Here is a 13,360-nt window from a genome sequence, read left to right on the forward strand (position 1 = left end):
ACTATTTTTAGATTAAGCTTCAAAGTCTTTGTCAGCCTCAGCTGTAGCTTTGTTACCTTCTTCTTCTTTAGATTTTTCTTTATCTGCTTTTCTTTGAGATTGACCTTCTTTGATAGAATCAGAAACAATGCTCAAGATCATGTCGATAGATTTAGAAGCATCATCGTTTCCTGGAATTACGAAGTCAACTTTTCTTGGATCAGAGTTGGTATCAACGATACCGAAAACTGGGATACCCAATTTTTTAGCTTCAGTAACAGCGATGTGTTCTTTCATGATATCTACCACGAAAACAGCAGAAGGAAGACGCACCATGTCAGCGATAGAACCTAAGTTCTTCTCTAGGTTGGCTCTTTGTCTGTCCACTTGCAATCTTTCTTTTTTAGATAAAGTTTCGAATGTACCGTCTTTTTTCATTTTGTCGATCGCATTCATTTTCTTTACTGCTTTACGGATGGTTACGAAGTTGGTAAGCATACCACCTGGCCATCTTTCAGTAATGTAAGGCATGTTCAGTTCAGAAGCATACTTAGCCACAACCTCTTTAGCTTGTTTTTTAGTTGCTACGAACAAAACTTTCTTACCTGCAGAAGTAATTTTTTCCAAAGCTCCACAAGCTTCTTCCAATTTTACAGCTGTTTTATGTAAATCTACGATGTGAATACCGTTTTTCTCCATGAAAATGTATGGAGCCATATTTGGATTCCACTTTCTGGTCATGTGACCGAAGTGTACTCCTGCCTCTAGGAGGTCTTTAACATTTACTTTTGCCATGTTTTTGTTTTTTGTTAGTTTACTTTCCGCTTTTTGGCAATCAACTTTACGATAGAAGGGAGTAAAGTTTGGATGCTAAGCTAACGGGCAATTGGTGTTGTGCATGCGCAGTTTCACCAAAATTAAGTTTAAATAAATTTTAACAATTTTCTGTAGCCAATGACCATAAGCCATCTGCCAACAGCAAATCTTAACGCTTGGAGAATTGGAATCTCTTTCTTGCTTTTTTCTGACCTGGTTTTTTTCTTTCCACCATTCTTGCATCTCTTGTCAAAAGACCTGCAGGCTTAAGAACCAATCTAAATTCAGCATTGATCTCACACATTGCTCTAGAGATACCCAAACGGATAGCCTCTGCTTGACCTGTGATACCACCTCCGAAAACATTTACAGTAACATCGTATTGAGCAGTAGTTTCAGTAAGTGCAAACGGTTGGTTTACTTTATAAACCAATACATCTGTAGAAAAATATTCTTTAGCTTCTTTACCGTTGATTTTGATCACTCCGGTTCCTGGTTTTACATAAACTCTAGCTACAGAAGTTTTTCTTCTTCCTATTTTATGAACTGTTGACATTTCTATTATTTAATTTCGTTAATATTAATAGTTTTAGGTTGCTGAGCTTCATGCTTATGTTCTGTACCTTCGTATAGGTAAAGATTTTTGTAGATAGCTGCACCCAATTTGTTTTTAGGAAGCATACCTTTTACGGATTTTTCCAAAACTCTCATCGGATGTTTTTCCAACAACTCAGTCGCCGTCATAGACTTTTGACCACCAGGGTATCCTGTATGCCAAATATAGGTCTTATCTGCCCACTTGTTCCCAGAAAGACTAATCTTTCCTGCGTTCAAAACGATAACATTATCACCACAATCAACATGCGGAGTAAAGTTCGTTTTGTGCTTACCTCTCAAAATCTTGGCAACCTTAGAAGCTAGTCTTCCTAAAGGCTGTCCTTCAGCGTCTACCACAACCCATTCTTTTTTAGCGGTAGCCTTGTTCGCTGATACTGTTTTGTAACTTAATGTATTCACACTTTTTCGTTTAATGATTAAACATAATTTTCCCAATAAGGGTGTGCAAAGGTATGAATATTTTTCGAAATGAAAAAATATTATGAAAAACAAAGAATCTTGACATCCATTTGACACATAAGAAAATTATGTATACATTTGTTACTAACAAGTGAAATCAAAATTCATGTCGGCCAAATCTTATTATAAAGGAACCCTACAAAGCATCATTTTGAAAATGCTGAGCGTGGAGCGAAAAATGTACGGCTACCAAATGACGCAATTGGCAAAACAACAAACTGAAGGCCACTTGGAAATCACCGAAGGCGCTTTGTATCCGATACTTCACAAATTAGAAGTCCAAGGATTGGTCGTGACAGAGGTGCAAACCATCAACGGGAGAGACCGCAAGTATTATAAATTAACCGACAAAGGACTGAAACAACAATCCGTTTTGGAAAATGAAATGAATGCTTATATTTTATCTCTTCAAAATATTTTTAAACCATGATAACCGAAGCCCAACAACAAGAAATCCTATCCTATCTCTCGGTAAAAAAACTTCCCATAGACATGTTGATAGAGGTTTACGATCATTTTATATCCCAAATACACGATTTGCAAGCGCGTCATAACTTATGTTTTAATGATGCTTTTCAAAAAACCAAAGACTCCTGGTGCAACGACCTCACTCCATATTGGAACGGAGGCTGGGAGTTGGAAAACCGAAGCGATTTGGTCAGGAATTTTGAAAAAACCATGTTGAAATCGGTATTTTTTGAAAGTGTGAAATATGCAGGAATCATCGTATTGGCATCGTTCGTTTTATCGTTATTATTTCCAAAAGAAATTTTTCAATATCTTATTCTATTATTGATCGTGATCATGGTTTTTGCACCCATCATCAAAATTATACGAAATTGGAAAGCAGTCAATTTACCGAAAAAACATTCTAAATTCACACTCACTTTGTATCAAAACTATGTCATGATTCACCTTTCCATGGCCTACTTTTTGTTTAAATCTGTATCGGATTACAAAGTTTTTGTAGATGCTTTTTTACATGTTTCCACTTTGGAATGGCAGGTTTTTGGAATTTTATTCATTTATTTAGCCCTTGCAACAATCTGCCTTTTCACATGGCTTTCTCTCAATCGTTATTTGGTTCAGATCAAAAAAGTAGAAGCTTTTATTTTAACGCATCAGCTGAATTAAGTTTAAATTAAATTCAAACTTAGAGCCCGTTTAAAATTTTACCGAAATAATATTCCGACTATTTCCAATCTTTCTTATCTGCCTTTTTGCATTCAATTTAGCGTATTTTGCATTTTAAATTTTTGTTTTAGCCTGCAAAACTTCAATTTTAAAACCCAAAATCCATCCAAATATCTATACAAAAAATCTAGATATAAAATTTAAACAGGCTCTTAAAATTAAATTTCTGTTAAAAAATAAAAAAATCTTTCACGATTGATCAGAAAGATTTAATTTTGCAAAGAAAGTAAAGATGTCTATTCATAACAAAATTGTAGAAAGCGCCATCACTTTCGATGATGTACTTTTAGTTCCTTCTTATTCAGAAGTTTTACCCAATCAGGTTTCCCTAAAATCCAGACTTACCGACAAAATAACCCTTAATGTACCTATTGTTTCTGCGGCTATGGACACCGTAACCGAGGCAGAAATGGCTATTGCATTGGCAAGAGTGGGAGGCTTGGGCTTCATTCATAAAAACATGACGGTAGAAGAGCAAGCTGCTCAAGTTAACCGTGTGAAAAGATCCGAAAATGGAATGATTTCCGATCCGGTTACCCTTTCCAAAGACCATACCTTGGGCGAAGCCAAAGATCTAATGGCACAGTTCAAAATCTCCGGACTTCCCGTGGTGAATGCAGACAATAAATTAATTGGGATTATCACCAACAGAGATGTAAAATATCAAGAAAACTTGGACGCCAAAGTAGAAACCCTGATGACCAAAGACAATTTGGTAACTTCAGGAAAAAATACCAATCTGGATGAGGCGAAAAAAATATTGCTCGAAAATCGTGTAGAAAAATTACCCATCGTTGATGCTGAAAACAAACTGATCGGACTAATCACCATCAAAGACATCGATAACCAATTGGAATATCCCAATGCCAACAAAGACCAAAACGGAAGACTTATTGTTGGAGCCGGAGTTGGTGTAGGTGTAGATACCATGGATCGTGTGAATGCATTGGTAGCTGCTGGTGTGGACATTGTAGCCATCGATTCGGCACACGGACATTCCAAAGGGGTGTTGGATAAAATTTCTGAAATCAGAAAAGCTTTTCCAAATCTGGATATCGTTGGTGGAAACATCGTAACTGCAGAAGCTGCAAAAGATTTGATAGAAGCAGGTGCCAATGTTCTAAAAGTAGGGGTAGGTCCAGGATCCATCTGTACAACTCGTGTGGTAGCCGGTGTTGGGGTACCTCAACTTTCTGCCATCTACAATGTTTATGAGTATGCGCAAACCAAAAATGTAACCGTTATTGGAGATGGAGGGATCAAACTTTCCGGTGATATTGTAAAAGCTTTGGCTTCTGGTGCAGGTGCTGTTATGTTGGGTTCTCTTTTGGCGGGCACTGACGAAGCTCCGGGCGAGGAGATTATTTTCCAAGGTAGAAAATTCAAATCTTACCAAGGAATGGGCTCTCTAGCCGCGATGAAGAGAGGTGGAAAGGAAAGATACTTCCAATCCGAAGCGAAAAAATTTGTACCGGAAGGTATCGAAGGAAGAGTGCCACACAAAGGCCGATTGGAAGATGTTATTTTCCAATTGACAGGAGGCATCCGTGCCGGAATGGGTTATTGCGGAACCAAAGACATTGTTGCACTTCAAAAAGACAGCAAAATGGTGAAGATTACCGGTAGCGGTTTGAAAGAATCTCACCCTCACGATGTCATCATCACCCAAGAAGCTCCAAATTACTCATTGTAAACGCTTAAAATTAACGATATTCAATCCTTGCCCATTTCTAAGGCAAGGATTTTTTGATTTTTCCAACAAACCAATTTTCCACAATAAAACTTACACAATCTTAGTCTGATTCTTTCACCAAAAACAAAAGGCTGCCCAATGTTCTTGAGATCACTGAAAAAGTGAATTTTCAGGAAATATGAAAAAGAAGGAGTTGAAATCTTAGGATTTTAGCTCCTTTTTTTGTACCTTGATAAGGTCTTTTAAAGATAAAGAATGTTAGTCCAACAGCAAAAGATTCAGTTTAGTTCTTATTCCGATTTGTATGATTTAATCGTTCCGAAAGAAAATCTTCTTCGAAAAATTAATGATTTGATAGATTTTTCCTTCATCTACGATGAACTGTTGAATAAGTATTGTTTGAACAATGGTCGCAATGCGGAAAGTCCGGTGAAGATGTTCAAATACCTTTTGTTGAAAAGCATTTACTCGGTTTCTGATGTAGATGTGGTAGAGCGTTCCCGCTATGATATGTCTTTCAAATATTTTTTAGATATGGCTCCCGAAGATGATGTGATAAACCCCAGTTCACTTACAAAATTCAGGAAATTACGCTTGAAAGATACCGATTTGTTGAACCTTCTAATTGGTAAAACGGTAACGATAGCGATCGATAAAGGCATTATTAAATCCAGATCCATTATTGTGGACGCTACACATACTTTATCTAGATCGAATCCATTTTCAAGCATAGAAGTACTGAGAGAGCGTTCGAGATTAGTTCGTAAAACGGTTTATCAATTTGATGAAAACTTCAAATCAAAAATGCCGGTCAAGAATACTGAAAACGATCTGAACAAAGAATTGGCTTATTGTAGAGAACTTGAAAAATGCATAGAAGATGAGCCATCAATAAGTGAGATTCCGGCAGTGAAAGAGAAATTAAATCTTTTGAGGGAAACAGCCGAAGACACCGATGAACAGCTAACTTTCTCAAAAGACACGGATGCCAAAATCGGACATAAATCCGCAGACAGTTCCTTTTTCGGTTACAAAACACATTTGGCGATGAGTGAAGAGCGGATTATCACCGCAGCAGTGGTAACTTCGGGAGAAAAAGGAGACGGGCCTGAATTGCCAAAATTACTGCAAATGAGCCAAGACAACGGAATGGAAGTGGAAACCATCATTGGCGATTCGGCTTATAGTGGAAAAGAAAATCTGAAAATTGCCAGCGAACAGGATATAAAAATTGTTGCAAAGTTAAATCCATCCATTACACAAGGATGTAGGAAAGAAAAAGACCAGTTTGATTACAATAAGGATGCTGACAGATTTGTTTGTCCTGCCGGGCATTTAGCCATCAGAAAAGCCCATCAGAACAGAAAGAATGTCGGCAAAAATCAAGCTGATGTATATTATTTTGATGTTGAAAAATGTAAAGTTTGCCCATTAAGAGAAGGTTGTTACAAAGACGGAGCAAAATCTAAAACCTACTCGGTTTCTATAAAATCAGAATTACACCAAGAACAGATGGCTTTTCAGGAAAGTGATTATTACAAAGAAAAGTCGAAACACCGGTATAAAATTGAAGCCAAAAACAGTGAACTTAAAAATGTTCATGGTTACAAAAGAGCCACTTCTTATGGAATAGAAAACATGCAAATGCAGGGAGCATTGGCTATTTTCGCAGTCAATTTGAAGAGGATCCTGAAATTAATCTAAGAAAAAGAGAACAAAATCATCATCTTTAAAACTCAGCTCCAATTAAATCAAAACAAGCTTTACAAAACCCATTAAATTTAGAACTCCAAAAAATGTAAAGAGCTTATTACCGATTTTAAAGTCGTGTAATAAGCTCTTAATTCTTGTCTGAAATTAAATCTTATTCAAAATGAAGATGGTTTTTCAGTGACCTCATGTTCTTGGACAGCCTTTTCGATTGATATTGGTTTTTATTTTATTTCTGAAATTACATTGATGGCTTCTTGAAGATAAAAATCTTTCTGAAGGTTCTTCTTCCAATTTTCTTTTTTCTTTTTAAAGATGTCATCGGTTTTCATTCGGGTTTGCTCGTCCGTATTGAAAGTGAATACCAATTTGTTATTGAATTTGTCCAAAGATTTGAATTTTTCAATCTGTGCTTTGCGGGTATTCATCAAGTCAAAAAACTTTGTCTGATTCAGAGTGATCACTTCTTCTTTATCCAAAGTCTTTTTCCATTCTGCAGATTCTTGCATCAACTGGTACATTTTATTGGTTGCCATTCTAGCCGCAGATGAAGCTTCAATCTTTGCAAAATCCGTATTTGTCGTTTTGGTAAATGGAGTTGGAGCAATCTTGTCCCAAGCCAGTGCATATTCATCAAATCGTTCACCCACTTCGGCATAGGTAAAGAAGTCTTTCAGTTTGATATCCGATTCGATCCCTTTTCTTTGGGTCGATTCTCCGGTCACTCTGTAGAATTTTTGTATGGTCAGTTTTAGGGCACCAAAATCATCGGATGAGCTTAAGAAACGGTTCAGCTCAACAAAAGTTTGCACCGTACCTTTTCCGAACGATTGTGGCGATCCGATAACAATTCCACGGCCGTAATCCTGAACCACCCCCGCAAAAATCTCAGAAGCCGAAGCCGAAAGTTCATTTTGCATCACCACCAAAGGACCGGTCCATAATGGTGAATTGAATTTGCTTTTCAAGGTGTTTATTTTCCCATTCCCGTCCTTTACTTGCACAAAAGGGCCTGCATTCATAAACAATCCCATCATATCGCCAACCTCTGTCAAAGATCCGCCACCGTTGTTTCTTAGATCCAATACAATTCCTTGTATTCCCAGTTCTTTTAATTTTATGATTTCGTTTTTCACATCATCAGAGGCATTTCTACCTTTGCTATCTTCGAAATCGGCATTGAAGCCTGGCAAATTGATGAAGCCCCATTTTTTTCCATTGGCATCGGTGATGACCACACTTTTGGCAAAAGTATCTTCAATTTCTACCTCTTCACGGATCAGGGTAACTTCTTTTATGGATTGGTCTTTCTTCTGAACCGTAAGAGTGACAGGGGTGCCTTTTTCGCCTCGAATTAATTTCACCGCTTCATTTGCCAATAAGCCTACGGCATTCACAGCATCCTCTTTTGGTTTTGATTTTATTTTTAAGATTTTATCACCATCTGATAGTTGTTTGGACTTCCAAGCAGGAGCACCAACGGTTAAAGCTCCCAGATACAAGTAGCCTTTTTTCTCTTGAATCATCGCTCCAATCCCTATAATCTTCCCTTTAAAGCTGGTGTCGAAATCGTCTTTGTCTTGTGGTGAAAAATAATTGGAATGCGGGTCGAAAACTTCCGTATAAGCATTCATATAACGAGAAAACCATTCCATTCTTTTCACCCTTTTGAATCTTCGGAACGAGTCGCTCAGCAAGTCCTTTACTTCATCTGTAGCCTTTGCTCTTTTTTGTTCAGGCGTTAAGATTTTAAGATTTACGGTGTCTTTCAGTTTGTTTCTTTGCAGAGAATCTTTCAATTCTTTTTGGCTTTTTTCCTTAGCATTTAGCGATTCCATTTCTTGAAGAATGTTGTATTTTACATACTTTTTCCATTCCGTCAAAAGCTCAGCTTTGTCTTTAGGATATTTTTTATTTTTAGCCTCCAAAATAAAAGTTTCGTCCTGATCTAAATTGATGGGTGACTTGAAGATTTCTTGGGTCATTGCATCAATTTCATCAGCTCTTTGCAAAAGCCTGTCTGTGGTCAGTTTGAAAAAAGTTAAATCCCCACCAGAAAGATAATCATCCAGTTTGGTTTCGTATTTGGCAAATTCGTCCATATCGGTCTGCAAGAAATAGCGTTTTGCAGGATCGACCATTTCAAAATAATGCTTGTACACTTCTTTGGAATAGGCATCATTGATCGGTTTGGGACTATAGTGCAAATAGGAAAGTGTGTTTTTTACACTAACCATGATGGTTGTCATTTTCTCATCATCGTTCTTTGGAGCGTTGAAGCAGAACATCAAGCTCATCAGTGGAAGAAAAAGAAACAAAGTATTGAGTTTCATTTTTTTGAACATATTGTTTGTGTAAGTTTTGAAATTAATGATTAAAGTTATCAATTGAATTGTCAAATTTAATATTTATAAAAGATTAAGGCGATTTTTTTTATCTAAATTTGCTAACTAAATTTTAGAATATGCAAAAACCACTGATATTGGTTACCAATGACGATGGAATAACCGCTCCAGGGATTCGTAAATTAATAGAAATTATGAATACCATAGGCGAAGTAATCGTGGTTGCCCCCAACTCTCCACAGAGTGGCAAAGGCCATGCCATCACCATCAACTCGACCTTAACTTTAGAAGAAATACAATTGGAAGGACCTCAGCGCGATTTTTCTTGCAGCGGAACCCCAGTAGATTGTATTAAAATTGCCTTGGACAAAGTACTGACCCGAAAGCCCGATCTTGTGGTATCCGGCATTAACCACGGAGCCAACTCGTCCATCAATGTCATCTATTCCGGAACCATGTCGGCAGCGGTAGAGGCCGGTGTAGAAGGTTTGCCAGCGATTGGTTTTTCACTTTGCGACTTGGCCTATGAAGCCGATTTTTCACAAGCCGAAGACTTCATCAAAAAAATTACCTTGAACGCTTTGGAAAACCCTATGCCTAAAGGAGTTGTACTGAATGTAAACATTCCAAAACTGAACAAAAGCGAAATAAAAGGAATAAAAATTTGCAGACAAGCCCATGCCAAATGGGAAGAAAGTTTTGATGAAAGAATTAATCCTCACGGTAAAAAATACTATTGGCTAACCGGATACTTCAACAATATGGACGATGGTGACGATGCCGACGAAACGGCACTTTCTAACGGGTACATTTCCATTGTTCCTGTAAAATTTGATCTTACCGCTCACGAGTATATGAAAGAGCTGGAGAGGCATTATTCAATTTAAAATACATTCAAACTAAAAAGCCTTTCAAAAAAAATTGAAAGGCTTTTTTTATGTTTTTAGTGAAGCAGATTATGCTTGTTTTTTTACCGCTTTGGCAATGTTTACAATTACTTTTACGGCTTTTTCCATGCTTTCCAACGGTACATATTCATACGGTCCGTGGAAGTTAAGTCCACCTGCAAAAATATTAGGACAAGGCAATCCCATGTAGGAAAGTTGCGCTCCGTCGGTACCACCTCGGATGGCTTTTATTTTCGGTTCGATGTTGGCATCTTTCATGGCTTGTGCAGCGATGTCCACGATGTGCATTTTGCCTTCAAACTGCTGTTTCATGTTCCTGTACTGCTCTTTAATTTCAACCTCGGCTGTTCCCTCGCCGTATTTTTGGTTAAATTCTTTCACCTTTGTTTCCATCAAAGATTTTCTAGCCTCAAATTTTTCAGCATCGTGATCGCGGATAATGTATTGAAGTTTGGCTTCAGAGACATCTGCATTAATATCGGTTAGGTGGAAGAAACCATCAAAACCTTTCGTTGTTGCCGGGGTTTCGTTTGCCGGTAACATTTGTGCAAATTCGGCAGCCAAAAGTCCTGCATTCACCATTTTACCAAAAGCATATCCCGGATGAACGCTAAGTCCATGGATTTTTACCACGGCACCTGCAGCGTTGAAATTTTCATACTCCAGTTCACCAACTTCTCCGCCATCCATGGTATAAGCCCATTCTGCACCGAATTTTTCTACATCAAAATGGTGAGCTCCTCTACCGATTTCCTCGTCCGGTGTGAAGCCCAAAGTGATTCTTCCGTGTTTAATTTCCGGGTGTGCCAATAAAAATTCTGCAGCAGTTACAATTTCTGCAATTCCGGCTTTATCATCGGCACTTAGGAGGGTTGTTCCGTCTGTTGTGATTAAAGTTTGCCCCACATAGTCTTTCATGCTTTCGAATTTAGATGGAGAAAGTGTGAAGCCCGTTTCTTTGTTCAACAACAAATCGCCACCGTCGTAATCGTCCCAGATAATGGGTTTGATATCTTTCCCGTTAAAATCCGGTGTTGAGTCGTAGTGAGAAATAAAACCTACTGTCGGCTCGTTATCGTTTTCCAAATTAGAAGGGACATAGGCGTAGATATAGCCTTTGTCGTCTATACTTACATCGGAAAGTCCCAATTGCTTTAGCTCTTCGAAAAGGAAATTCGCCATGTCCCACTGCTGTGGCGAAGATGGGGTGGTCTCGCTTTCCGGATCGCTGGTTGAAAATATTTTTACATAATTGATAAAACGGTTTTGGAGCTTAAGTTTCCAATCCAAAGTAAAATCTATCGTCTGCATTGTATAAGATTATTTTTTTAGAAAAACAAAGGTAGTCTTTTATCTACAATTGGTTGTTAACTCGTGGATGATTTGATGCGAAATTAGGTCTAACTTCCTGTTCTGCTTCTCACATCGTCATTGGCGGACTCCGATTTTTTCACCTTCTGAACTTTTTGGTTTCCGAAATTATAGGTCAATCCTAAAACCAATTTTCTATTGTATTGGTTTTGGTCAACAATATTGTAATTTCCAAAACCATCACTGCCTTTAATATAATTTTTGTTGGTCCCAAAAACATCTTTTGCTTCCAAAGAAAAAGTCCAATTTTTATGCATTTTTTTCAAAGACAGATCCAAGCTGTGCAAGGTATTCATCTTTCCTACAACCAATTCTATTGGGGAGAGATAAAAATAATTAACACCCAAATACCAGTCTTTTTGTGGAGACAATCGTATCGTATTGTTGAGTTGCAATTGCACGAATTGAGACTGTCTATCCAGTTCGTATTTCTGAAAAGTAACCAAATTTTGGGTGTCTGTAGGATCTCCGTACACGGTTCCTTTGTATTGGTTGTACCCCAAAACCAATGAATTGTTCATTTGCCAAATTCCTTTAAAATATTGTTTTTGCATACCAAAAGAAAGGCTGAATTCTTTCTTAGTTCCGTAATTGGTAGAAATGTATGCCAGTACACTCTCTCCAGAACCGTCATTCTTCATCCCGGACAGAGGTACCTGCTCCAAAGCACGATCCGTAAAGCCGTAGGAAGCTGTTATGAAATAAGAACTCTTAAAAATGTACTGCAACTCGGTATTGTACACCAATTCTGACTGCGTAAAAGGGTTGTTCTGAATGTAATTATTGGCTGTTAGATAAATTTTTACCGGATTAAGAGCCCAGAAAGAAGGTCTTCTCACTCGACTGCTAAAACTTGTAGAAAACTGATGATCTTCATTCATGTTATAATTAAAACTTGCAAAAGGCAACCAATCTCCATCCTTTCTCTCAATTTGAATGTTTTTATCCAAGACATTCCCTTCGGCATTTGTGCTTTCGTACCTTAACCCAAGTTTGGTGTTGGTGCGATCCGACCATTTCTTTTCCCAAGTCCCGTAGATGCCGTAAATTTTTTCTTCATAGGCGAAATGATTGGACTGATTCCCATCCAAACCTGTAGGAGGCAATATGTTTTCAAACCGGGTATCGCTATCCGTCAATGTATTGTTGTATGCCAAGCCAGCACTCAAAACATGGCCGCTTTTAAGTTGCTGAACATAATCCGCTTTCAATGCCCAATTGTTAATCCTAAGCGGTGTAGATTGGTTAAATTGTTTCAAGATTGATACCGGTTGCTGTTGGGTATTGAGCAATACTGTACTGTTGTTATTCACCCCTGTTTTATCAAAATACATATAAGATGCATTGGCGTTCAGTTTGCTACCTTTGTCGTCGGTCAGCCATTCGTAACCTAAATTATAGGACTGATTGGAAACTTTAGAGTTGGTGGTATTCAATGTTTGAGTGATCTCGAATAAGCTTCCGGAATTTCTTAATTCGTTAATAAAATTAGTGGTAGAAGGCTTCTCCTCTTTATCCCTGTGCTGAAAAGAAAAATCCAATTTTTGTCGATCGGTTAACTGGTAATCCATATTTAGATAACCACCCCATTGCCCGAACTTGGACACCACATCTCCTTCAGATTTTAAGCTGAACGGCTGTGCTCCGCCATCGTTTCCGTTGGTCAAAATATAATACTGATCCCGTACAATTTTGCCCCCGTTAACATTGGCTTGAAGTCCGAACTTCCCTTTTCTGTAATTGAAAGATGTTGAAAGGGTTGCACTATTGCTTTTGGCAATTTGATCTTCAATTTTTACATTCCCGTTGATCCCATCCGAAGATTTTTTCTTGAGAATAACATTCACAATGGCTTCATTTCCTTCCACCTGAAATTCACTAGAAGGCACGGTGATCACTTCTATTTTAGAAATATTTTCTGCCGGCATACTTTTCAACATATCCACTATCGCATCTGCATCCATAGTTTGCGCTTTTCCGTTGATGTATATTTTGGTACTTCCTTTTCCTAAAACTTTCAAAGATTTGTCATCCGTAGAAGACAACATCGGAGTTTGTTTCAAAAGTTCAAAACCATTGTTTCCCTTAGCTACCGGAGAGTTGCCTACATCATACACCATGCGATCCGATTTTTTTTGAAGTGTTTTCTTCTTCAAAACCACTTCTTTTATTTCTGTACTTTTTACCGTGTCTTTTTGTACCTGTTGTGCCCATATTAAGTTACCTAAAAATAAGTATGGGATTGCATAATAAATTTTCATGACCAA

At 37.8% G+C, this 13,360-nt stretch carries 11 protein-coding genes; 5 read left to right on the plus strand and 6 right to left on the minus strand.

The genetic code is table 11. The features are described 5' to 3' along the window. Positions 1-12: 12 nt before the first annotated feature. From rpsB to rplM, 3 genes are all read right to left on the minus strand, one after another. Positions 13-774 carry a 30S ribosomal protein S2 gene (gene rpsB / locus H9Q20_RS05250; protein WP_124639373.1) on the minus strand — a complete coding sequence of 254 codons (762 nt, stop codon included), beginning with the start codon at positions 772-774 and terminating at the stop codon, positions 13-15. Between the two features lie 190 nt (positions 775-964). Further along, entirely contained in the window at positions 965-1,351 is a 387-nt protein-coding gene (gene rpsI, locus H9Q20_RS05255; protein ID WP_124639371.1) for a 30S ribosomal protein S9, read from the minus strand. Between the two features lie 5 nt (positions 1,352-1,356). Further along, positions 1,357-1,812 (minus strand): 50S ribosomal protein L13, encoded by a 456-nt coding sequence (gene rplM, locus H9Q20_RS05260; RefSeq protein ID WP_124639369.1) that lies wholly within the window; start codon positions 1,810-1,812, stop codon positions 1,357-1,359. Between the two features lie 166 nt (positions 1,813-1,978). Between rplM and H9Q20_RS05265 the strand changes: the two genes are divergently transcribed. The 4 genes from H9Q20_RS05265 (at position 1,979) to H9Q20_RS05280 (ending at position 6,463) form a co-directional block, all read left to right on the plus strand. After that, on the plus strand, positions 1,979-2,302 hold the full coding sequence (locus tag H9Q20_RS05265) for a PadR family transcriptional regulator (protein WP_124639367.1): 324 nt from the start codon (positions 1,979-1,981) through the stop codon (positions 2,300-2,302). Beyond that, positions 2,299-3,006: a hypothetical protein gene (locus tag H9Q20_RS05270; protein WP_187478453.1), complete on the plus strand. Its 708-nt coding sequence runs from the start codon at positions 2,299-2,301 to the stop codon at positions 3,004-3,006. Before H9Q20_RS05265 ends, H9Q20_RS05270 begins: the two co-directional genes overlap by 4 nt. A gap of 292 nt (positions 3,007-3,298) precedes the next feature. Continuing rightward, complete coding sequence (gene guaB / locus H9Q20_RS05275) at positions 3,299-4,759, plus strand: IMP dehydrogenase (RefSeq protein ID WP_187478454.1); 1,461 nt, start codon at positions 3,299-3,301, stop codon at positions 4,757-4,759. Positions 4,760-5,014: 255 nt separating this feature from the next. Further along, positions 5,015-6,463: an IS1182 family transposase gene (locus H9Q20_RS05280; RefSeq protein ID WP_187477341.1), complete on the plus strand. Its 1,449-nt coding sequence runs from the start codon at positions 5,015-5,017 to the stop codon at positions 6,461-6,463. A gap of 230 nt (positions 6,464-6,693) precedes the next feature. Here the strand turns inward: H9Q20_RS05280 and H9Q20_RS05285 are convergent, their stop codons facing one another. Then, positions 6,694-8,814: a carboxy terminal-processing peptidase gene (locus H9Q20_RS05285; protein WP_187478455.1), complete on the minus strand. Its 2,121-nt coding sequence runs from the start codon at positions 8,812-8,814 to the stop codon at positions 6,694-6,696. A 119-nt stretch (positions 8,815-8,933) separates the two neighbouring features. Here H9Q20_RS05285 and surE point away from each other — a divergent pair, with 119 nt between their 5' ends. Further along, positions 8,934-9,701 (plus strand): 5'/3'-nucleotidase SurE, encoded by a 768-nt coding sequence (gene surE / locus H9Q20_RS05290; RefSeq protein ID WP_124639358.1) that lies wholly within the window; start codon positions 8,934-8,936, stop codon positions 9,699-9,701. Positions 9,702-9,770: 69 nt separating this feature from the next. Here the strand turns inward: surE and pepT are convergent, their stop codons facing one another. Together pepT and H9Q20_RS05300 are read right to left on the minus strand one after the other, a co-directional pair. Beyond that, positions 9,771-11,033, minus strand: a complete 1,263-nt coding sequence (gene pepT, locus H9Q20_RS05295) for a peptidase T (protein WP_187478456.1) — start codon at positions 11,031-11,033, stop codon at positions 9,771-9,773. A gap of 89 nt (positions 11,034-11,122) precedes the next feature. Further along, positions 11,123-13,354, minus strand: a complete 2,232-nt coding sequence (locus H9Q20_RS05300) for an outer membrane beta-barrel family protein (protein WP_187478457.1) — start codon at positions 13,352-13,354, stop codon at positions 11,123-11,125. Positions 13,355-13,360 lie beyond the last annotated feature (6 nt).

The organism is Amniculibacterium sp. G2-70 (assembly GCF_014353055.1).
GTDB classification, from domain to species: Bacteria; Bacteroidota; Bacteroidia; order Flavobacteriales; family Weeksellaceae; genus Amniculibacterium; species Amniculibacterium aquaticum.

Coding starts and splice junctions, on each gene's coding strand:
- H9Q20_RS05300 (WP_187478457.1), bottom strand. CDS start 13,354: ATGAAAATTTATTATGCAATCCCATACTTATTTTTAGGTAACTTAATA.
- H9Q20_RS05280 (WP_187477341.1), top strand. CDS start 5,015: ATGTTAGTCCAACAGCAAAAGATTCAGTTTAGTTCTTATTCCGATTTG.
- pepT (WP_187478456.1), bottom strand. CDS start 11,033: ATGCAGACGATAGATTTTACTTTGGATTGGAAACTTAAGCTCCAAAAC.
- guaB (WP_187478454.1), top strand. CDS start 3,299: ATGTCTATTCATAACAAAATTGTAGAAAGCGCCATCACTTTCGATGAT.
- rpsI (WP_124639371.1), bottom strand. CDS start 1,351: ATGTCAACAGTTCATAAAATAGGAAGAAGAAAAACTTCTGTAGCTAGA.
- H9Q20_RS05285 (WP_187478455.1), bottom strand. CDS start 8,814: ATGTTCAAAAAAATGAAACTCAATACTTTGTTTCTTTTTCTTCCACTG.
- rpsB (WP_124639373.1), bottom strand. CDS start 774: ATGGCAAAAGTAAATGTTAAAGACCTCCTAGAGGCAGGAGTACACTTC.
- H9Q20_RS05270 (WP_187478453.1), top strand. CDS start 2,299: ATGATAACCGAAGCCCAACAACAAGAAATCCTATCCTATCTCTCGGTA.
- surE (WP_124639358.1), top strand. CDS start 8,934: ATGCAAAAACCACTGATATTGGTTACCAATGACGATGGAATAACCGCT.
- H9Q20_RS05265 (WP_124639367.1), top strand. CDS start 1,979: ATGTCGGCCAAATCTTATTATAAAGGAACCCTACAAAGCATCATTTTG.